This is a genomic window from Dellaglioa sp. CoH-55-MRSF-8, from assembly GCF_056782195.1.
This window is the reverse complement of the sequence record NZ_JBXAYH010000008.1, coordinates 1-22,600: the sequence shown is the minus strand read 5'-3', so window position 1 is coordinate 22,600 and position 22,600 is coordinate 1. Positions and strand designations below refer to the sequence as shown.

20 protein-coding genes are annotated in these 22,600 nt (G+C 32.9%); 6 read left to right on the top strand and 14 right to left on the bottom strand.

All coding sequences use genetic code 11. The features are described from left to right. The first annotated feature begins 100 nt into the window (after positions 1 to 100). The gene (locus AC1RPW_RS07165; RefSeq protein ID WP_481761921.1) at positions 101 to 649 is read left to right on the top strand and encodes a phenolic acid decarboxylase; all 549 of its coding nucleotides are present in this window, start codon (positions 101 to 103) and stop codon (positions 647 to 649) included. A gap of 69 nt (positions 650 to 718) precedes the next feature. On the opposite strand, the gene AC1RPW_RS07160 is transcribed toward AC1RPW_RS07165, so the two are convergent. From AC1RPW_RS07160 to AC1RPW_RS07140, 5 genes are all read right to left on the bottom strand, one after another. Next, positions 719 to 2,065 carry a glucose-6-phosphate isomerase gene (locus AC1RPW_RS07160; RefSeq protein WP_481761922.1) on the bottom strand — a complete coding sequence of 449 codons (1,347 nt, stop codon included), beginning with the start codon at positions 2,063 to 2,065 and terminating at the stop codon, positions 719 to 721. A 98-nt stretch (positions 2,066 to 2,163) separates the two neighbouring features. Further along, on the bottom strand, positions 2,164 to 3,537 hold the full coding sequence (locus tag AC1RPW_RS07155; protein WP_481761923.1) for an amino acid permease: 1,374 nt from the start codon (positions 3,535 to 3,537) through the stop codon (positions 2,164 to 2,166). A gap of 22 nt (positions 3,538 to 3,559) precedes the next feature. Then, positions 3,560 to 4,462 (bottom strand): GRP family sugar transporter, encoded by a 903-nt coding sequence (locus AC1RPW_RS07150; protein WP_409022282.1) that lies wholly within the window; start codon positions 4,460 to 4,462, stop codon positions 3,560 to 3,562. Between the two features lie 255 nt (positions 4,463 to 4,717). Further along, on the bottom strand, positions 4,718 to 5,890 hold the full coding sequence (locus AC1RPW_RS07145; RefSeq protein WP_481761924.1) for a class I SAM-dependent rRNA methyltransferase: 1,173 nt from the start codon (positions 5,888 to 5,890) through the stop codon (positions 4,718 to 4,720). Between the two features lie 15 nt (positions 5,891 to 5,905). Further along, on the bottom strand, positions 5,906 to 6,535 hold the full coding sequence (locus AC1RPW_RS07140; protein WP_481761925.1) for a VanZ family protein: 630 nt from the start codon (positions 6,533 to 6,535) through the stop codon (positions 5,906 to 5,908). Positions 6,536 to 6,967: 432 nt separating this feature from the next. On the opposite strand from AC1RPW_RS07140, the gene AC1RPW_RS07135 reads away from it, so the two are divergent. From AC1RPW_RS07135 to AC1RPW_RS07125, 3 genes are all read left to right on the top strand, one after another. Further along, the gene (locus AC1RPW_RS07135; RefSeq protein WP_481761938.1) at positions 6,968 to 8,878 is read left to right on the top strand and encodes an LTA synthase family protein; all 1,911 of its coding nucleotides are present in this window, start codon (positions 6,968 to 6,970) and stop codon (positions 8,876 to 8,878) included. Between the two features lie 116 nt (positions 8,879 to 8,994). Beyond that, positions 8,995 to 9,735, top strand: coding sequence for a hypothetical protein (locus AC1RPW_RS07130; RefSeq protein WP_481761926.1), 741 nt, complete (start codon positions 8,995 to 8,997; stop codon positions 9,733 to 9,735). An 18-nt stretch (positions 9,736 to 9,753) separates the two neighbouring features. Further along, entirely contained in the window at positions 9,754 to 10,311 is a 558-nt protein-coding gene (locus AC1RPW_RS07125) for a hypothetical protein (protein ID WP_481761927.1), read from the top strand. 42 nt (positions 10,312 to 10,353) lie between these two features. On the opposite strand, the gene dltD is transcribed toward AC1RPW_RS07125, so the two are convergent. The 9 genes from dltD to AC1RPW_RS07080 form a co-directional block, all read right to left on the bottom strand. Beyond that, on the bottom strand, positions 10,354 to 11,601 hold the full coding sequence (dltD, locus tag AC1RPW_RS07120) for a D-alanyl-lipoteichoic acid biosynthesis protein DltD (protein WP_481762190.1): 1,248 nt from the start codon (positions 11,599 to 11,601) through the stop codon (positions 10,354 to 10,356). Then, the gene (gene dltC / locus AC1RPW_RS07115; RefSeq protein WP_481761929.1) at positions 11,602 to 11,838 is read right to left on the bottom strand and encodes a D-alanine--poly(phosphoribitol) ligase subunit DltC; all 237 of its coding nucleotides are present in this window, start codon (positions 11,836 to 11,838) and stop codon (positions 11,602 to 11,604) included. 25 nt (positions 11,839 to 11,863) lie between these two features. Then, on the bottom strand, positions 11,864 to 13,060 hold the full coding sequence (gene dltB / locus AC1RPW_RS07110) for a D-alanyl-lipoteichoic acid biosynthesis protein DltB (RefSeq protein WP_481761930.1): 1,197 nt from the start codon (positions 13,058 to 13,060) through the stop codon (positions 11,864 to 11,866). Further along, a complete protein-coding gene (gene dltA / locus AC1RPW_RS07105; protein ID WP_481761931.1) occupies positions 13,060 to 14,589 on the bottom strand; it encodes a D-alanine--poly(phosphoribitol) ligase subunit DltA in 1,530 nt (509 codons plus the stop codon). The genes dltB and dltA overlap by 1 nt, the downstream gene beginning before the upstream one ends. Positions 14,590 to 14,603: 14 nt before the next feature. Further along, the gene (locus AC1RPW_RS07100; protein ID WP_409022273.1) at positions 14,604 to 14,753 is read right to left on the bottom strand and encodes a teichoic acid D-Ala incorporation-associated protein DltX; all 150 of its coding nucleotides are present in this window, start codon (positions 14,751 to 14,753) and stop codon (positions 14,604 to 14,606) included. A gap of 215 nt (positions 14,754 to 14,968) precedes the next feature. Then, entirely contained in the window at positions 14,969 to 16,414 is a 1,446-nt protein-coding gene (locus AC1RPW_RS07095) for a sensor histidine kinase (RefSeq protein WP_481761933.1), read from the bottom strand. Continuing rightward, complete coding sequence (locus AC1RPW_RS07090) at positions 16,414 to 17,139, bottom strand: response regulator transcription factor (protein ID WP_481761934.1); 726 nt, start codon at positions 17,137 to 17,139, stop codon at positions 16,414 to 16,416. The genes AC1RPW_RS07095 and AC1RPW_RS07090 overlap by 1 nt, the downstream gene beginning before the upstream one ends. Positions 17,140 to 17,298: 159 nt before the next feature. Further along, positions 17,299 to 18,720: a hypothetical protein gene (locus tag AC1RPW_RS07085; RefSeq protein ID WP_481761935.1), complete on the bottom strand. Its 1,422-nt coding sequence runs from the start codon at positions 18,718 to 18,720 to the stop codon at positions 17,299 to 17,301. A 2-nt stretch (positions 18,721 to 18,722) separates the two neighbouring features. Next, positions 18,723 to 20,969 carry a transglycosylase domain-containing protein gene (locus AC1RPW_RS07080; protein ID WP_481761936.1) on the bottom strand — a complete coding sequence of 749 codons (2,247 nt, stop codon included), beginning with the start codon at positions 20,967 to 20,969 and terminating at the stop codon, positions 18,723 to 18,725. Between the two features lie 398 nt (positions 20,970 to 21,367). Between AC1RPW_RS07080 and AC1RPW_RS07075 the strand changes: the two genes are divergently transcribed. Both AC1RPW_RS07075 and AC1RPW_RS07070 read left to right on the top strand, forming a co-directional pair. Beyond that, positions 21,368 to 22,105, top strand: a complete 738-nt coding sequence (locus AC1RPW_RS07075) for a peptidylprolyl isomerase (protein WP_481761937.1) — start codon at positions 21,368 to 21,370, stop codon at positions 22,103 to 22,105. Positions 22,106 to 22,178: 73 nt separating this feature from the next. Continuing rightward, entirely contained in the window at positions 22,179 to 22,505 is a 327-nt protein-coding gene (locus tag AC1RPW_RS07070) for a heavy metal-binding domain-containing protein (RefSeq protein WP_409022267.1), read from the top strand. Positions 22,506 to 22,600 lie beyond the last annotated feature (95 nt).

The window sequence follows — 22,600 nt, the reverse complement described above, 5'->3', positions numbered from 1 at the left end:
AACTTGACTTTTAATACTTATCAGTATACTATAATCAAGTAAACAAAAACATGTAAACTTTTACATGTATAAATAAACACTTTAAAGGAGAACAAAAATTATGACAAATACAGAAAAAAAGTTTAAAACATTAGATGATTTCTTAGGTACACATTTTGTATATACTTACGATAACGGTTGGGAATATGAATGGTACGCTAAAAATGATCATACTGTTGACTACCGTATCCATGGTGGTATGGTTGCTGGACGTTGGGTAACTGATCAAGAAGCTCACATCGTTATGCTTACTGAAGGTATTTATAAAATTGCTTGGACAGAACCTACAGGTACTGATGTCGCTCTAGATTTCTTACCTAACGAAATGAAAATTAACGGAACAATCTTCTTCCCTAAATGGGTTCAAGAACATCCTGAAATTACAGTTACTTACCAAAATGACCATATCGATTTGATGGAAGAATCTCGTGAAAAATACGAAACATATCCTAAAATGGTTGTCCCAGAATTTGCTACAATCACTTACATCGGTGATGCCGGTCAAAATAACGAAGATGTTATCAATGAAGAACCTTATGTTGGTATGCCAGATGATATTCGTAATGGTAAATATTATGACGAAAATTACAAAATGATCAAAAAGAACTAATTTATTCCAAATAAAAATCGTCTGAACTTTTAAAAGTTCAGACGATTTTTATTTTATAACTTTTTTATCTTAAAGACGTGCATTTAATTCTTTTGAAAGGTCTTCGAAGCCAGGTTTACCAAGTAAGGCAAACATGTTCTTTTTGTATGCTTCAACACCTGGTTGGTTAAATGGGTTAATTCCATTCAAGTAACCAGATACAGCTACAGCTGCTTCAAAGAAGTAAATTGTATATCCTAATGTGTAAGCGTCTTGTGTAGGAATGTTCAAAATCATGTTAGGAACATTACCATCAGTATGAGCTAAAACAACACCTTGGAAAGCCTTTGTATTAACAAAGTCCATTGTCTTACCTTCTAAGTAGCCTAAGCCATCAAGATCGCCCTCTTCTTCAGGAATAGCAGTATCATTAACGGGAGTTCCCACATTAATTACAGTTTCCATCAAGTTACGACGGCCTTCTTGAATATATTGGCCTAATGAATGTAAATCAGTTGAGAAATTAGCTGAAGATGGGTAAATACCCTTTTGATCTTTACCTTCAGATTCGCCCATCAATTGTTTCCACCATTCTGAGAAATATTGTAAACTTGGTTCGTAGTTTTCTAGAATTTCAGTTGTGTAACCTTTACGGTATAAAATATTACGTAAAGCTGCGTATTGATATGCTTCATTTTTTGTTAAATCAGCATCTGAATATTCAACACGTGCGTCTTCAGCACCTTGCATCAAGGCATCAATATCAGCACCTGAAGCAGCAATTGGTAATAAACCAACAGCAGTAAGAACTGAGAAACGGCCACCAACGTCATCAGGAATAACAAATGCTTCATAGCCTTCAGAATCAGCTTCAACTTTTAAGGCACCAACTTTACGATCAGTTGTAGCGTAGATACGTGAGTTAGCTTCTTCTTTACCATATTTTGCGATTAATTTTTCTTTGAAAACACGGAAAGCAATTGAAGGTTCTGTTGTTGTACCTGATTTAGAAATAATATTAACTGAGAAATCACGATCACCAATTAAATCTACTAAATCATGTACGTATGAAGGACTAATTGAATTTCCAGCAAATAAGATTTGAGGTGCATTTCTTTTTTCAGCTGGTAATAAGTTATAGAATGTATGGTTTAAGAATTCAATAGCTGCGCGAGCACCTAAATATGAACCACCAATACCGATAACGACTAAAACTTCTGAATTAGATTGAATTTTTTTAGCTGCTGTTTTAATACGAGCGAATTCTTCTTTATCGTAGTCTTTAGGTAAATCTAAAAATCCACGGAAATCACTACCTGCCCCTGTACCGTTGCGTAATTCACTATCTGCTGCAGTAACAAGTGCTTGCATTTCGCCAAGTTCATTGTCTTGGACGAATTTTGATAAGTTAGAACTATCGAATGAAATATGTGCCATTTTAATTATCTCCCTCATATTCTTTATTTAACAACTTACATTATACAATACTTAGTAGAAAATATAACAGTCAAACAGAACTTTAATTACAAATTCCGTTATTTTTTTTGTTTACTATGAGAATATCCGTAACCGTAATAAGCAACTAATCCTATAATAATCCAAATTAGAAAGGCAACCCAGATATTAATCGGTAACTGAATCATCAAATAGACTGAAATAATTATAGACAAGATTGGTAACAATGGTACAAATGGAACTCTAAATTGGCCTTTACTAGGTTCACCAAATTGTTTCCTTAAACTTATTAATGCCAAAGCCAAAATAACAAGTACGGTTAACGTTACAATATTAGTCAATTTGGCTAAACTTTCAATAGACACTAACCCACTTGCAATCGCAATAAAAATACCGACTGTCCATGATGCTGCTTTGGGCGCATTCGTCTTATCGCTAATTTTTGCTAAGTATTGGGGCAATAATCCGTCTCTCGCCTCCGAATAAATCATTCTCGATAAACCATAGGCTAATGCAATTAAGACGCTTAGAAGCGTTATTATTGCACCTACCGAGATTATATTTCCAATAATACTCTGATTTACAAATCGCATCGCAAATGCAACTGGATCACTAACATTTAATTGTGTATACGGGACAATTCCGGTTAATACTAACGTAACAATAATATAAAAAATAGCAGAAATACTTATCGCACCAATAATTCCTTTTGGAATTGTCTTTTGCGGATCAATTACTTCGTCTGATGCCATCGCAATAGATTCAAACCCTAAAAAGGCAAAAAATACTAATGCGGCCCCACTCATTACCCCACTTGTACCAAATGGCATAAAGGGTTGCCAGTTACCAGGTTTAATGTAAAAAACACCCACTACTATAAATAAAAGAATAATCGCAAATTTTACAAATACCATTATTTTGCTTAAACGTAGTGCCTTTTTTGCTTCAAATGTTGTTAACCATGTAACGACTAACGTAATTATAACAGCAATAATATCGATATATGACCCTCTTGCTGCATTATACGATGCACTCAGCGCAACAGGCAGGTGGATATTAAGCCCTATCAAGAACCCCTGCATATACGCAGACCAACCTGAGGCAACAGAAGCCCCCGCTAGAATATATTCACAAATGGTAAACCAACTAACGAACCAGGCTATAAACTCACCAAAAATAACATAAACATAATTATACGAACCACCAGAAACTGGTATTCTTGATGAAAATTCTGCATAAGAAAAGCCGTTCATTATAACTGCAATTGCGGCAATAATAAACGACAAAATAAGGGCAGGACCAGCCTCTTGACTGGCAGCATTCCCCGTAACAACGAAAATACCTGTACCAACTGTTGCGCCTAACCCTAAAAGAATGAGATCACCGGTTTTAAGGGTTCTTTTTAATTTACTAACATGATGAGTTGTCGCAAATTCTTTTTTCCTTAAATCCATCGATTAACACTCCTTCACCATTTTATAAAGTTTTCATAATTCCTAACATAATAACACCTAAAATAACAAATATTGATCCAAGTGTGACATAAATCATCTCATGCTTAGTCTTCTTTTCTCCTAATAAGTAGATACTACCGAATGTTGAAATAACCACTCCCATTTGAGAAAATGAAAAACTAACAGCTTGACCTAATTTAGGAATTGATAAGAACATAAAGATGTTACCAGCGCCCCAAATAAGTCCCGTTAATACATTTTTAAAAGTTGATGAGTGCATAATAACTTCATTTGCAATAAGCGCAACAAATCCAGCACCTATAACCATACCAACAGCTTGTGGCAAGATTGTTGCCATTGTAAATGCACGTGATTCATCAGCAGTCATGCCCACTGTTGCATAATGAACAACAATTGTATAACCTACGTAACCAATTGTTGACAAAATAATAGCACGTACACCAGCAGCAGTATTCTCATTTTTTTCTGAATCAGATAGAACTGAATTTTTTTTATCTCTCAATGATGTCAAAGCAGCACCAGCAATAATAACGATCATCGCTATAGTACCAATCACAACCATTTGAGTTGTCTTCCATTCATTAAACAGTATGACACCTGCCAACGCATTACCAGCTAACTGTAAGCCTGTTGAAACAGGAACTGTTTTTGAGATTCCGATTGCTTTCATAGCATGGAATTGTTGATTTTGACCTAAACTCCAAAATAAACCAGAAACGATACCAATAATCCAGACTTTTGTGTCCATTTCTGGTTGATAAATACCATAAATGGCAATTCCAAAAATCAAGGCACCCCATGTCATACCAACTGTTTGTTGGTTGGCAGTTCCGCCAAGTTTTCCACTTATAAGTCCAATACTACCCCATGCAATTGCAGGGATTACTGCCATTAAGATAATCATAATTAATTAAATCCTCTACTCTCTCTCTTTTATTCTTTTTTCGCGATTTAACTATTTTAGCAGTAAAGTAACCGTATTTACAACCCTTAAAACAAAAATTTGATGATAGCTTTAGCAACATTTGAAACGGGTTACATTCGAAATCCATCAAAAACACTCATAAACGTTTAATTACAAGCATTTTGTTTTTATGAATTTTTTATATTTTACGAAAAAAAACAATCCTATTTAATAATAAATAGGATTGTTTTTTAATTAATCAACTTTAATAACTAACGTTTTTAAATAATTACCTTGACGATATTCCTTGTTTGTTACAAAGTCACTTGATAAACGGAATGTTTCAAGTAATGTAAATGAACGATTCTTATTAGCAAAAGCTTCTGTGATTTGTTCTTTTAATTTTTTGAGCGTCAATCCTGCCGAATTAGTTGAGAACATGATAACACCATCTTTTTGTGTAATATCAATAGCATCTTCAGCAAGTTGAACATAATCTTTTTGAACTGAGAATGTTCTTTTCTTTGAACGTACAAAACTTGGTGGATCCAAAATAACTAAATCATAGTTAATATGGTGTTTCTTTGCATAATCTAAATAGCCGAAAACATCCATTCCACGAATTTCTTGTTTTTCAGGATCAATATTATTAAGTACAAATTGTTCTTTTGTACGATCAATATTTTTATTATTCACATCTACACTAACTGTTTTAAGTGCGCCACCTACTGATGCAGCAACTGATGTTGCACCTGTATTACTAAATCCGTTAAACACAAGTTTTCCTTCAGCATATTTATTCATAATTGCTTTACGCATTTCACGTTGTTCTAAGAAAAGTCCTGTCGTTGTTTCATTAAGATATGCAGCAAATTGAAGGCCATTTTCTTGAACAATAAGTGGCGTAGGTGCATCTTTTCCACGAACTTTGAATGTTGATGGTTCACCCTTTGTATCGTAACGAAGATTAGCATAAATACCTTTATAACTTGTAACTGCATCAGAAAATGCACTATAAATCATATCTTTGTGTTGGTAAAGACCTAAGCTATACCAAGTAAATACATAATAATCGTCGTAATAATCAATTGTTAATCCACCGATACCTTCACCTTCACCGTTAAAGAAACGAAAGGCATTCGTCTCCTTATTAGTAAATAATGATTTACGGTTCATTCGAGCGTTATTAAATAATTTTGAGAAAAAATCTTCATCAATACGTGATTCTTCATTTCGTGAAAAAATCCAGCCATCCCCACGATTTTGTTCTGCAAAATAACCATAAGCGACAAATTGATTATGTAGCGTTAATGCAACCCATTCTCCTTCTTTAAAATCACGAGTTGTTTGTAAATCTTCCTTATCAATTAATGGGTATCCATTTTTAAACTTTTTTGCTGCATGTGAAATAATTTCTACTTTTCTCAATGACTAGCACTCCTTCTATTTTTTAACGTCTTTTTTATTTAATATTTGATTTAAGATAAGATATAGCCCACAGCCTATCAATGTACCCAATGAATTAAAAATGATATCATCTATATCACTAACTCCGGATCCTAGTACAAACTGTCCACATTCAATAGCGATTGATAAACAAATACCAACCAACATTGTTTTTACTAGAGAATACTTTTTAAATTGCTTTAGACTGGGTAAAATAATTCCTAACGGAACAAACCAAAGAATGTTACCATATAGATTATACACGAAATCGAACAAAGATTGTCCATTTGTCAGTTTAATTGTTTCAATTAACGGTGTCCAATTGATAGAATGAAAATTATAGGTTGAATTCAATCGGATATCCCATGGGAAATAGACATATCTAAATACCGTCAATTCAACTAATAAAACGAGGTACGCAACTAATAATAGCCTTACAAATTCTGTTCTGAAGTTTATTTTTTTCTTTTGATACAACCCTATACTTACTCGAATAACAAGATACACGATTAAGTAAAAAATTGTTTTATCAACACTTAAAAAAATAAGATGGATTAATGGAAAGTGGTTAATACCTTGTGAGTAATGATGTAAAACGTATTCATATAATTTTGATAAAAATAACATTCTTTCAACCTCACCTTCCATCTTCTCCTATATTAACAAATAAAAACATGATATTTTAGTATGTACCATTATTTTTCATGTAAATTTAATAAGTTAAAAATGCATTAACAAAGCTTAGCATCAATTGACACAAATTTAATATAGACTGTAAACTACAGTTACGATTTTAATTTGATTATACTCGAAAGGACGGTTCAAACCGTGCAGACACTCAAACGATTTAGAACATTTCTAAACACAAAGCTTGGATTTTTCACCCTACTTCTGTTTCTTTTCTGGTTAAAAACAATTACTGCATATCTTATTGATTTTAACCTTGGTGTTTCAGGAATTTATCAATACTTTGTCCTTTTGTTAAATCCACTTGGCACAACCATGCTACTACTCGGACTTGCATTATACATTAAAAAACCAGTTATTTCATATTTGACTATGTTTTTAATTTACATTGCGAACTCAGCATTACTATTTTTTAATGTTATTTATTATCGAGAATTTACTGATTTTATGACAATTAATACAATGTTAGGTTATTCTAAAGTTTCTGAAGGTATTAGTGGCAGCTCTTTTGCTTTAATGAAACCACACGATATTTTTTACGTCATTGACTTAGTGCTTATTATTTGCTTATTCTTAACTCGCTATTTAAAATTTAACACTCGACCATTCAGTAAACTTAACGCGTTTGCAATTACATCATTCTCAATAATGCTAACATTGGCAAGTTTAACATTAGGCGAAATTGACCGACCACAATTAATTACGAGAACGTTTGATCGTAATTATATTGTTAAATACTTAGGAATTGATTCATATACCGTCTACGACAGTTTCAAAACAGTTAAAAACAATCGGGTTCGCGATACTGCTGAAAGTTCTGATTTAAATGATGTCCTTGATTTTACAAAGTCACATTATGCAGCACCTAATCCAAATATGTATGGTATCGCAAAAGGTAAAAATGTTATTGTGCTCCATTTAGAAAGTTTTCAACAATTTTTAATTAACTTTAAGGTGAATGGAAAAGAAGTCACACCCTTCTTAAATTCTCTATACAATGGTAAAGAAACTTATAGTTTTCCTAATTTTTTCAATCAAGTCGGACAAGGTAAAACATCTGATGCTGAGAATCTCTTAGAAACAAGTATCTATGGATTACCTCAAGGATCTGTTTTCACATCTCTTGGATCCGAAAATACATTTGAAGCAGCTCCCGCTATCTTAAATCAAACCGCTGGTTATTCTAGTGCTGTTTTCCACGGTAATATTGGATCATTTTGGAACAGAGATTCCGTTTATAAAAGTATGGGATACCAATACTTCTTTGATTCAAGTTATTATGATACGTCTGCAAATAACACTCTAGAATACGGTCTAAAAGATAAGTTATTATTCAATGATTCAGTTAAATATTTAGAAAAATTACAGCAACCTTTTTATGCAAAATTCATTACCGTGTCAAATCATTTCCCATTTGATATTGATTCAAAAAATAAAGACTTTGAAGTTCCAGATACAGGTGATACGTCTGTTAATAATTACTTCCAAACGGCTCATTATTTAGACGAATCAGTTAAAGAATTTTTCACATACTTAAAAAAATCTGGATTATCTAATAATACAATGGTTGTCCTCTATGGTGACCATTACGGTATTTCAAATTCAAGAAATGTGAAGCTTGCTAAACTTCTTGGTAAATCATCCGAAACATGGAGCTCATTTGATAATACACAATTACAACGTGTTCCATTTATGATTAATATTCCTGGAAGTAAAAATGGTGGCATCCAAAATCAATATGGTGGTGAAGTTGATGTCTTACCTACCCTTCTTCACTTATTAGGCCTAGATTCGTCATCATATGTTCAATTTGGGACAGATTTATTTTCTAAGAATCACGATCAGACAGTTGCGTTTAGAAATGAAAACTTCATTACACCTAATTATACTGTTTTAGATTCTACAATTTATGATAATGTAACAGGTAAAGAAGTTACGCACCCTTCTAAAATTGTTAAGGAAACAATAAAGAAAGATCAGACAAAAGTCAGTACCGAACTAAATTTATCGGATACAGTCAATAATCAAAACTTATTACGTTACTATACACCAAAGAATTTTAAGCCAACGCAACCAAGTGACTATAACTATAAGAATCAATATAGTAAATTACTAAAATTACAAGAAACGCTTAAAAACAATTCGACAAGCCTCTATTCAAAACATGGCAATAAGTCGACAACAACCTTATATCAAACAGATGCTCCTGAATTAAAGGCACCAACTGCAAGTTCTTCTTCAAAAACTGTTACAAGTTCAAGTTCAAGTACCAGTTCAAAATAAACGCTACCGAAAAATAAATTTCGGTAACGTTTATTTTTTTATTCTAAACAACTTCACATAATGTTCATAACTATTATTTAAAATTAGTCATATAGATTAATCGAAGAGGTGTCATTATGTCTTTAATTCTACAATCATTATCTAGTATTTTTTATCATAAGAAACAAACAGTTGGGTTATTTATCATATTTTTTTTCACAATACTAATCGGTCTCTCAAACTTATTATTTAATCAAATTTCATTTGAATCATTTAAAAGTTTTAAAAAAATGCTTGCTCATATTAATGTTAATAGTACATCTAGTTCTAATTTACTTAGTGTCTTAACAGATATTCATAAACAACAAGTCAGCCTAATCTACCCTATTATTATTGGGTTATTGATAGCGGGTATTACTATCAGTATTGTTGTTTATAAAAAAATCATCAACAAGCGTATCAACGAATATCTTAGTTTACACAATATCGGCGAAAGTCAGCCTAAAGTCGCATTTGCATTCGCTCTTGAAGTCCTTATTATCTTTATAGCAGCATTAATTTTAGTGATAATTTTAATTTTCTTCTTTAAAAATAACTATACTTCATTGCTGAGAGAACTAAATATTTATTGGCTAACCCATTCATTAGCTATGCAACTTTCTCCCTCAGAAATATCCTCTGAGTTATTAGAATTACTGTCACATAAATTAACCAATTTTAATGGGAATTTTTTAATTTCCTCTACAAACGTACAATTTAGTACATTAATCTCGCAAGAATCATTCATTAATTCTGCATATCTATTTGCTGGCGGTATAACTATTAGCCTTATTTCATTCCTATCTGTCTTATTCTCTACCCGTAACTCATCTCATTAAATTATAGGAGGCATCACAATGCAACTAAAAAAATACACTAATACAACTCAATCATTAACCTCATTATTCCCTACCCATTCGGTTTCAATCATTTTAGATAAATCATTTGAATTCGTAAATCAACTTGAAAATCAAGACTTTATTAATTCAAATTTAGTTACTTTAATCACAATTGAAGAACTAAGCTTAATAGTTCCTTATCTAACTATCACACAAAATATGGGTTTAACATCTAAGAAACAGCACAAAAAAACATATAAAACTATTTCAAAATTAATTTATGGACAATATTTTCACCACTATTCACCGAATTTTATCAACAAAAAAACGACTGATTTAAGTCACTTTGATGAAACACTTATTTTAATTTTTAGAGCTATCTTAAACGATTATTCGGTGATCATTTTATCAGGCTTAATTGATGAATTTTCAATAATAGAAACAAGATTCTTCATTGATTTAGTCACAGAATTAACCTGCCAATTAGATTTAAGCATTATTATCACAACTAAACAGACAGAGTTACTTACTCAACCGCAAATCATTCCCTTTGCAGAATCTCCTATAATAGAATAAACCCTCATTGCATATGCAATAAGGGTTTATTCCAATTATTTTTTATTCTTGTTGCCAATCTTCTGAGTAATAATAATTATTTAAATGATATTTAGGTTTAACTTGTTTTTGAGTCAGGAATGGGTTCACATAACTATCAACCGCAACCCAACCTTTCCAACCTAAATGAATCGTATCTTCCATGAAGTATTCTTCATTACCATCTTTACTGAAATCAGCAATTTTATTAAATCCTTGGGATTTCAATTGCTTTGTAACCTTACCATCAAAGTTAGCTAGCATCTTCGACGATAGTCCAGTATAACTTGCCCAACGTTGGTTTACAGGTGGAATAATAAACAAGACGTCAGTATGTTCTTTAGCAAACTGATTTAAAATTAATTGGAAATCTGAAAATTCAACAGAATGATCATAATTTAATTTAGTCTGTGTACCTGCAAGCTTACCAATTTTTTTGTTAAGCTTATTTTTATCCCAATAACTATTTTTGATTGCAAAATCATTATTGGTTGTCCATTTAGCACCATATTTACCGGCAAGAATATTTAATTTATTTAAATCATATTTTGCTGGAAGGTTCTTAGTTTGTTTGTCGATAGTCTGTGTTCGATCGGCCATCGGAAAACCTGAGAATAATTGATCTTCATGATTCAAAATCGTTAATTTCAAGCGAAGCATCGTAGCATCCGCTTCAGATAACGACTGTCCTTCAGCAATTTTATGCATTGCATTCAGTACAGATTCATTTCCTTCACCAGACATTAAAGTAATAAATCTGTTGGCAGCATAACGATCTGACAGGCTGTTAGCATTTGCAGATAGTAACCACTCTGTTGTTTGTAATGGTGAATAAAAATTATTAAATACCTGCTTTCTTACACCATTAGGAACAAACCATTGTGGTGATACCACCATAACTGCTTTTTTATTTCTTAATTGATTTTTGATACCTTGTAAATAAAAATAATGATTAAGCGATTGTGTCCCACCAGTTCCCATTAAAAATGGACGATATGAACGATTATATTTTTTCGCTAAAACTGAAGGATGCATCGAATCCATCCGTGAAAATTCGGATGAACCGATAAATGCCACATAACCATCATCTAATGCCTTTTGACGAATAGCAGAGCCCTTTAAAATTAAAGTAGATTGCGATACTGCTGCTTTTTCTTCAGTTTTTGCAGAACTGAAATTATAATTGACTGGTGCAAGTAGTATGGCTAATAGTAATGCAACAGCCAAAACAACAGGCCCAATGATCATGAATAACTTCTTTTTCAATCCCATTTAGATCAAGCTTTCTACTTTTGCAATAATTAAATTTGGTGTTGCCCACTCAGAACGTTCAAACTCTGAAATTGGAATATCAACACCTAATTCATTTTGTAATTCTAAGATTAATTGAATTGAACCCATTGAATCTAATAGGCCTTCATCAAAAACATTTAAATCTAAATTATTTCTAACTTCTGCGCTACCTGTTGTCTCTTCTAATATATCTAAAACTTTATCTTTTGTGTTCATATCAATTCTCCTCTAATTATCTATTTTATGAAAAATATAGTTTGTCCAAAAATCCTGAAAAGATTAAGAAACTTAAGCAAACGATGTTAAACGTAATAAAGATTGCAAAAATTTCTGTAAATTTATTACTTGGAATACTGGTTTTATGTTTCTTTTTAAATCTGAGCCATGCATCATTAATGACGATAGCTATCGCATGGAATAGGCCATAGGCAATGTAATACCAAGTAACCCCGTGCCAAAATCCCATGAGTAAGAATAATCCAAAATAACCAACAATAGCTGTTGTTATTCGACTTTTAATTAATTTATGTTTCATCATAAAAAAGACTAATCTCATATAAACAAAATCACGGAACCAGAATGAAAGTGTCATGTGCCAACGATTCCAAAAGTCTTTAATATTGTGTGCGATGAAAGGTCTATTAAAGTTAGGAGGTGTTTCAATTCCCATAAAGTAACTGATACCAACTGCGAATAAACTATAACCAGCAAAATCAAAAAATAAATCCATACTGTACGTGTACATGTAACCAACTAAGGCCCACGATATACCACCGTCTAGTAATGCAATACGTGCGACGTGAGGTAACAGCATCGTACCAAATAGGTATGCTAGTAAAAATTTATATAAGAAACCTAAGAAAATGTAAAATACACCCTTTTGTAACATTTCTAAATATTTTTCTCGACTTGGGACATTTTGATAATCTTTAACAAACCGTCTGTAACGATCGATTGGTCCCGATGAGATAGTTGGGAAAAACAATAAAAATTGTAAGGTTAGCATCAAATCAAATTTCTTAATACTACCATCTCGCGATTCCATAATCATTTGAACCGCTTTAAACGTTAAATAACTAATTCCTAAAAAGCCAATAATTGATGGTATACCATTATTAATGGCTGGTGTTATTTTTACGATGGATAATGGTGCTATCGCTAAAAGGACAGCCATAATAAAAACCCACGTTTGATTATACTTACTACGATAATTCATGTATAAACCGATAAGTAAGACTTCAAAAATTATATAAATAAGTAAATTAAAGCCTTCGTGAAGTTTTGGACCGCCAAATATTAAGAAAATAAAGAGTAATGAAATTAACGTTTCATACAATCTAAATCTTTTACCATTAAGCAAACCAACAATAATTGGAATTAAAACAACAATAAGATATAGAAAGTACATCGGATTGACATAAGGTTGGAATGATACCATTAAGCATTCACCTCATTTATTAGTGTTTTCCGATCAATTTTACCATTTTGCGTTAATGGTAAAACATCAACATAAACAAACTTCTGTGGAATCATATATGACATCATTGTATCTAACAAGTATTTTTTAATTTCAACTGTTAATTCTGAGTCTCGTTCAACTGGATTATCATTTTGAACAACATACGCAATTAATTGAACCACTTTATGATCCTTATTATATTTTGGAATAGTGATTGCTTGTTTTACAAATGGATGCGATGACACATGATGGTCAACTTCTTCTAATTCAATTCGGTAACCATGTAGTTTAACCTGGAAATCAATTCGTCCACGATATAACAACATCCCTTCAGAATTTATGATTGCTGCATCACCAGTTCGATAGGCAGCTACGCCATCCATTTCAAAAAAAGCACTGGCCGTTTTTTCAGGATTGTTAAGATAACCTTTTGAGACACTAGGTCCAGCAATAATTAATTCACCTTCATCACCATTTGGTACTAGTTCATTTTCTGGATTAACTACAACCATCTTTGTATCTGATTTGGCATAACCAATTGGTAATCGTGGGTATTGTTCTAAAATAGCATCAGTAATCTCAACACTCGAAACCGCAACTGTTGCTTCCGTAGGACCATACGTATTAAATATCTTAGCCATTGGGAATCTTTGCTTCAATGCTGCAGCTGTTTTGTGAGTTAATTCTTCACCACAAAATAAGAATCGACTAAGATCTGGTAAATGTTTATCATCAAACGTTGGTTCTAATAAACAAATATCAATAAATGATGGTGTTGAAACCCAAACTTGTAAGTCCAGAGTAGGTAACGTTTGGAAAAGAACTTTGAAATTATCCGTCACTTCTTGAGGTAAAACAGATAACTTACCACCCATAGTTAATGTAGGATACAAGTCCATTACTGATAAATCAAATGAGTATGGTGCCTGAGATAGACTATTGGGATGTTCTGGTAGAGAGAAATCTTCTATCATCCAGTTCACGTAACTTATCAAGTTATCATGACTAATTTGAACCCCTTTTGGCTGTCCAGTCGTACCAGATGTAAAGATAATATAGAAGTTATCTTTACCAGTTACTTGGAAACTAGGATCAGGAACTTCTACCCCTTGATTATTCTCAATAATTTCTGTTAATTCAGTTGATAAAATTACAGGTACATCGAGTTTAACTTCAGGTAATTCTGCTACAGCTATACAAGCGACTGGTTTCGCAACTTCTTGAATTGACTCTAAACGCTCAGCTGGTGAGTGCGAATCAATTGGAATATATGCGTGCCCTGCTTTAACGCTTCCTAAAAAAGCCACTAGCATATTAAATTTTTGATTTCCATATATCATAATTGGACGTTTATTATCTAAATTTAATTCAATCAAATGCAATGCTAATGCATCAGATTTTTCTTTTAACTGTTGATAAGTATTTGTCTCACCCAAATCATTGTAAACAATGCGATTGGGATCGGACATTGCGATCATATCAATTTGATTAATTACATTTTTTATCATGTCTTTGCTCTCCTTTAAAATTCATTATAGATAAACGTACCATTACTTATACCTTTAAATGAATACAGGTAAACTAGCATCGCCAATACAATAAAATAAAAGGCAGTTCGAACGATAAACATAAAAACTTCATTTTCTTTTAAATCATGCCATTTTTGGCTCATATTTATCACATCCCCCTTAGAATGAATATAGTATACACTTTTTTTCCCCCGTTTAGCATTCATCTATGTCATACTAACCTAACAATTTTGTAATATTAAACTTAGTTAATAATCTTATTAACCGCTTTTTAGTGTAACAGAATTACATCTATATCACAAAAAAGAACGATTTCTATTTGTATATAGAAATCATTCTTTAATAATTTTTTAACTATTTATTCATTTTCTTGATTTGGAAACGTCAATGTAAACGTTGTCCCTTTTCCTTCAGTACTCATCACTTCAACTTTTCCGTTATGAAGTTGCATTAATTGATGAACAATTGATAATCCCAATCCTGATTCTCCGTACTTAGTACTCTTACGAGATGGATCTGCCTTGTAGTAACGTTCCCAAATATTTTCTAGCTGGTCTTTTGTCATGCCAATACCTGTATCAGTAATCCTAAAGATACTTTCATGGTAACCACGTTCAGCTGAAATATGAATCGTTCCTGATTGAGTGAATTGAATGGCGTTTTGCGTAATGTTAAAAATAACTTGCACAAATCGATCGTAATCCGCAAAAACCATTAAGTTTTTAGGAACACTTAATTCAATCTTATCGTCGGCTTCTATTGCTTTTTTTGTTAGTTGTTCAACGATGTTATTCAAAACAATAACCGCATCAAAATTACTTGGTGCTAGCGTAATTTGATTTGTCCTAATTTTTTCATAGTCTAAATTTTCATTGACTAATCGGATTAATCGCTTAGTTTCACTTTGCATTAGTTCAATGCTCTTCCCTTTGCTCTCTTCTGGAATTGCATCGTATGCTAGCCCTTCAAGTAGTCCGTTAATAGTTGTCAACGGTGTACGCATTTCGTGTGCAGCGTCAGCCATAAATTGTCTACGACGTTCTTCTTGACGTTTTATTTCTTTCTCTGATTCTTTCAATGAAGAAACCATGCCATCAAAATCTTGTGCCAAATCATCTATTTCATCTCGATGTCTACTTTCGATATGCACATCAAAATTACCATCAGCAACCATTCGAGTTGCACGTCTCAATCGATTAATTCTAGAAACAGAGTATCTCGCTAAAAGATAACTCAAAATAATTCCAGCGATAACAGAGACAATAAACGCAATAACCAAATTCTGAGTCATTTGACTCATATTGGATTGAATATTAGAAACATTGGCTCCAACCGATATAACCGCATATAATTTACCATTATAAAAATAAGGTTTCAAAATATCGGTCATATTAATTGCTTTCATATCTGTTTTTAATTGTCTATTAATATGCGGTGTACGGTGAACAACTTCACCATTTTCCAATTTTTTCCACTGCTCACTTGTAATATTGTCCTGTACCGCATTATCAGGATAGATAATTTTAGATTTTTTAGTATAAATAGTAAATCGAACATTTTGCGTTTTTAAAATTAATTCTGCATTTCTTAAATTATTTAAGTTTAAATTAAATTGCGTTTTTGAATCGGTTGTTTTTAAAACCATTGATTCTGACATTAAACTATCCGAGTAACCTTCCAATTGTGTCCATGTATTTTTATAGACCATATCACTCGTGAAATTTAAAAATAAAGCGCCAAATACAATGACCAATGTAATAATAACCGCGAAGAATGCTAACATTTGCTGATAAAGTAGCTTCATTAGTAACCAGCTCCTGAGTCATCAAATTTATAACCGACACCCCACACCGTTTGAATAACTTGTGGACCCACTTTTTCAATTTTTTGACGTAATTTTTTAATATGTGCATCAACTGTTCGTTCATCACCAAAAAATTCATAATCCCAAACTAATTCCAATAGTTTTTCTCTTGAAAAGACTTGTTTTGGTTTATTGGCCAACGTTTTCAACAAATCAAATTCTTTTGGTGTTAAATCATGAATTAAAACGTCTTGTAAGTATGCTTCTCGACGAGCTGTACTTAATTTAAAGTGAGTTGTGACAATATCAAAACTAGTACTTTCATTTTCTGTTTCATCGTCAGTTCCAACACTTGGTTTTTCTGCCCGGCGGTGAAGGGCCTTAATTCTAGCAATCAATGTTATTGGGCTAAAAGGCTTTGTTACATAATCATCTGCGCCCATTTCTAATCCAAGAACTTGATCACTTTCGGTATCGCGTGCCGTTAAAATAATAATGGGGACATTAGCTGAAACTTTTCGAATCGTAGAACTGACTTGCATGCCATCCATACCAGGCAAATTCAAATCAAGCGTAATCATATCCCAACTATCCGGATCTTCATTAAACATAGCAACAGCATCATTACCATCATAAGCGTACTGAACGTCCCATTTTTCTTTTTGAAAAAACATCGACATCATTTCAGAAACTGCCTTATTATCCTCTACCATCAATAATTTCATATTATTCCTCTTTCATTTCCAATTTAATGAAAATCATAATCTTATCTGCTACTTTGAGCGGTCTTATATTCCATTAGTATAACTAAATAATATGAATATTTTTAGTTTTTTTTCGTAATATATTTTAATACCATCAATTTTAATGTATTGTAACTACTTTTACTGTATTTTAGTAGCTGATGAACTGCTTACCTGGCTTGTACTACTACTAATAGCACTTGATTCTGAACTGCTTACGGCTGTATCTGATGACGCGTCGGCTTCTAAACTAGAGCTTGTTTCATCCGTTGAACTTGATTCTTCTACAGAACTTGCCTTTGCCTCCTGGCTTGATGCGCTGGATGACTTTTTACTTGCTCCCGAGTAAATTTTATTTGCTGAAGTTCCCTTATAACTTTGGTGTTGGATAATTACCTTTAATTTATCTGTTCGCTTAAGTAAGTTTCCTTCACTCGGCTCCGATAATATCATGTTTTTCCCAGACCATTTCTGTACAAATACAATTTCTATATGGTTTTTGTTGGCCCACTTTTGCGCTTCCGATTGAGATCCAAATTTAGGAACTTTTATATAAATTTCAGCTTGTTTCTTATCTTCAGCCTGTTTTTTTAATGCATGAGATAAAGTTTCTTCAAGTGAAACCAACTTTTTATCGGCTTGTTTCTTATCTGAAAGATCTTTTTTATAATCATCAAATACCTGATACTGCTCTGTCTGTGTGGCTAAATCTTTAGCTATCACTTCTTCAATTTGATTTAAAAAGGCAAGATTATTCCATGAATAGTGTAATTTACTGACAGCATTCGTATAGTCATCTATTTGCTGACTTGTACTTTTTTTCAAGATTTCTACATTACCTGACAAAGGGTCATACGTGGCTGTCTTCATGGCAATGGACATTACACCGTTTATTGCTATTGCATCTTTTGCCAAATTTTTTTGTAGTGTATAAATTCGATTGGCAAATTGATCTTTATTTGAAGAATTAATCAATAACTGATTAATGTACCCAAATTGTTCATTATTCAATTTTTGAATCGTTCCAGGGGTCACATTTACTTTAACTGTTTGTTCATCATCCTTAACAAATACATCTTGGTATAATGAATTCACTTTCACTTTTTTTAATAAATTATCATATTTTGTCTGGTAATCAGCACGTGAATTCTTAGAAATATTTGATAATGTATCATCTAATTTTTTCATTTCACTTGAAGTTGCTTTAGTCGTTAACTCCTCTGTTTTAATGTTGTAACTATCTGCATAAATTTCATTAAACTTTTGTTTTGCTTCTTTAGACTTAACATTAGAGTCGTAGAGTGAGTCTGGCGTTTGATTTGCCATTGTTAATTTTGAATTATCATTTTTGGACCAATCAAGACTAATTTGATACCGATTGATAACCGTATAGACGCTCCAAATACTCAAGCTAACCGCAATAAACAACAAAATACGATACGCCCACTTTAAAAATTGTCGTATCGATTTATGACTAGCTTGTTCTGGTTTAAAATCTGCTTTATTTTCTCGGTTAACAGTTTTTTTTCCTGTTTGCTTTGTCCCTCTTGATCTCGGTTCCATTTTTATTCACCCTCTAACGTCTCTTTAGCCGCCTTAATGCCATCATTAGCCTTGTCTAATTTTTTCTGAACATTATTTAATTTTTTCTGAGTTGACTGCTCCCATGAACCAATTTTATATGCTTCAGGTTTCTTGTGATATGAAGGATCCTCTAATTTTATTTTTAACGTGTCCTCAGCAATCTTTTTAGACAAATACGTTTTATATATTTTAGCTTTTTTTACATCAATTTTTTCTGGCTCTTTAACGCCTAACGTTACTACTTTATCGTTAGGTTCATATTGAGCTGCAAGACCAGTTCCTGACAATTGTATAACAGTTGATGGTTTTGTCCACTCACTATTATCAGCATTCTTTTCTTTTGAAAAATGTACCATTAGGTCACGATATAAATTAACATTTGTCATTGCAGATGCAGCATCAGTAATATAATGTCCTTTTTTCATTGGTTCATCATACCCTAACCACATCGAAATAGAAGTTGATTTAGTGAACCCATTCATCCAGACATCCATATTTGCATTCGCTGGAAATCCCGATGAAGCAGAATAACCGACGGTCCCTGTCTTCATTGCCTGATGAACATTATCAATTCTTGCAGAAGGCGCTGTCCCACCGGCATTAGGTACGCCTTCCATCATTGACGTTAGCATAAATGCTGTTGAGGCCTTCATAGCACGTTTACTATTTACCTCATATTTTTTAACACTATTATCTGAAAATTTTAGACTTGTGACGTAACGAGCCGCATGATAGGTTCCGCCATTTGAAACGGTGCCATATGCTGTCGCCATTTGTTCGGTAGAAACATCGAGTCCAATAGCCTGCGACCCCGCAGGTGCATTATTTTGAGCCATCCCTACTTGTGCTAAAAATTGGCTAGCCTTCGCACTCCCAACAGTATTTAACGTTCTAATTGCTGGTGTATTAGCCGAAACTCGTAATGCGTTTTGCATCGTTATTGATTTATAACTCACTTTATCAAAATTCTGAGCAACAAGATTAGTTCCCGGATAAGTATATGAAGTGCCATCTAAGGCATGTGTGGTTGCCCACCCAAAGTATTCAATAGCAGGGCCATAATCTAATAGTGGCTTAATTCCTGATCCTGACGAACGCTGCGTAGAAATTGCCCGATTATAACTGAAGGCAGTTTTTTGATGACGTCCACCATATTGAGCAACAATATTCCCCGTTTTAGGATCTGTAATTGTAATTGCAGATTGTTCTGCTGAATTTTGATAATATTTTTTATTATCAGCTAATTTTTTAACAGTCGCATTTTGCTTTGAATCAAGCGCTGTTGTAATTTGTAATGGAGTTTTAGCTAAATCGTACCCTTTATCGCTAACTTGTTCTAAGGCAGAAGTAACATAAGCATTATTTTCAAGAATTTTTTTTGTAACAGAATTTTCCATCCAATGGCGTTTCTGTAAATCTTTTGTCACTGATTCTGCGACAGCAATTTTATATTGTTTCTTTGTAATTACCTTATTCTCAAGCCCTGTTTTTAATATTATATTTCGGCGTGTTTGAACGGCTTTAGGGTTTGAATATAAATTATAGGTAGAAGGGGCTTGGCCCAATCCAGCTATAATTGCCTGTTGACTAATACTCAATTGTTTTAAAGTTTTACCAAAATACGTTTCTGAAATGGTCTGTGCCCCATATGATCCTTCGCCTAGACTCATTTTATTAACATAAAACTCTAAAATCTGTTTCTTACTATAATTATGGTATAACTGTTGCGCTAAGAAAAATTCTTTTATTTTCCGGTCTACAGTCCGATCTTTATTACTCGTTGAAAAAACAGTTAATTTAATTAACTGTTGCTCAATACTTGATCCACCTCGAGCTGACCCTTTACCTACAGCTGATTTAATGGAAGAAAGTCCCGCATTAAATAAGCCGGAGGGCGAAAATCCCGCGTCTTTGTAAAATGTTTGATCTTCTGTTGCTAATAACAGATTACTATATGTTTCAGGAATGTCTTTTGACTTAACATAAACTCGTTTATTCAGCGCTGAAGACCAAATTAACTGGCCATCTTTATCATACATATTTGAACTGGCATCAGATATTAATTCCTGACTTGTAACTGTTGGCACGGACTTAATAACTGTCGCAATATAAATACTTATCGTCGTAACTCCTAATAAAAATAAAACACCAAATATTGCAATAACTCTAAAAATCCACGGATGCCGATGACGCCATCTTTCTTTATCTTTCTTATTTTGTTTTACCATTATGCCATCCCCGATTCTGTGACACGAGTCACATCTCTTGCCATGACATTATTTATTATTTTTTCTATGTATAAATCTAAATTTCCCAATTTATTACCAACTAACAAAACGTAACCCCCTACTACTTTTCTTAACAATACAAAATCTGACTAATCCATTTCGATAATTGTATTGTAATCCTCTAACTATGTAAATTTTTATATCGTTCACAATTGATAACGTTCATATAAGTATTAAATCCTCATTTAACCGTGAGTCATCCCCATTTATATATGTTAAATATAACAATCATAATGACTATATACAAGCGCTAAACTGGATGTTTAAGTTAAGACTTGTATAACTTCTACCTCGTACGTTAAACTAGAGTAATTAAATAAAGAAAGTTTGGGGTTAATATGAAAAACAAAAAAATGATTGGTTTAATTGCAGTAATTATTATCATTATTCTTGGGGGAATTGGGTTCTTCTTCTACCATCAAAATGCAGAAACAACAAATGATACGGAAACTACTACTTCTTCATCAAGTGTAGCGTCAAACGTTGAACTACCACAACTTAGTTCAAAAGTAACAAAAAAAGAAGCTGTCGTAGATATTCAGACAACAAAGGGAAATATCAAAATCAAATTATTCCCGGAATATGCACCAAAAGCTGTGAAGAATTTTATTACTCATAGTAAAAAAGGGTACTATAATAATACCCTCTTCCATCGTGTTATTAACGAATTTATGATTCAAGGTGGCGATCCTAAAGGGGATGGTACTGGTGGCGAAAGTATTTATGGTCATACATTCGGTGCTGAAATTTCAAGTAACCTTTACCACATCCGTGGTGCTTTAGCGATGGCACAAACGTCAGAACCTGATTCAATTGGTAGTCAATTCTACATTGTTCAAAATAACCAAGATGTAAGTACCAGTGCTGATATTAAAGATGGCACACCGTCAAAAATTATTGATGCATACAAAAATGGTGGCACACCTTCACTTGATGGTACTTATACTGTCTTTGGTCAAGTTATCAAAGGGATGGATGTTGTTGATAAAATTGCCGCAGTTGCAGTTAATTCAAGTGATAAACCTACAACTAATGTTAAAGTTAAAACAATTAAAGTCCTCCAAGAGACAAAATAATCAGTTCAAATCTGCAGTCTCTTATAAAGTAACTATGTTACTATGAAGATACTAATAAAGGGAGGTTTTATAGATGTCAGATAAAATTCTAGTCGTTACAACGGAAAGTATTCCGGGTAGAGAATATGAAGTAATTGGGGAAGTTTTTGGCCTTACAACACAATCTAAAAATGTTATCAAAAACATTGGTGCCAGTCTTAAAAATATTGTCGGTGGCGAAATTAAGGCCTACACAGAAATGATGGCTGAATCAAGAGATACTGCTATTGATCGTTTACGCGACAATGCAGTAAGCATGGGTGCTGATGCAGTTGTTATGATGCGTTTTGATTCCGGTTCAATTGGTCAAGATATGCAATCAGTTGCCGCATATGGTACCGCAGTTCGATACATTAAATAATGAAAAAAAGTTTCAACAATGTACTAGGCCCTGTCAAGTTGACGGATGAAATAATATAAAATTTAATATGTTTCTAAATGGCTTTATCCCAGTAT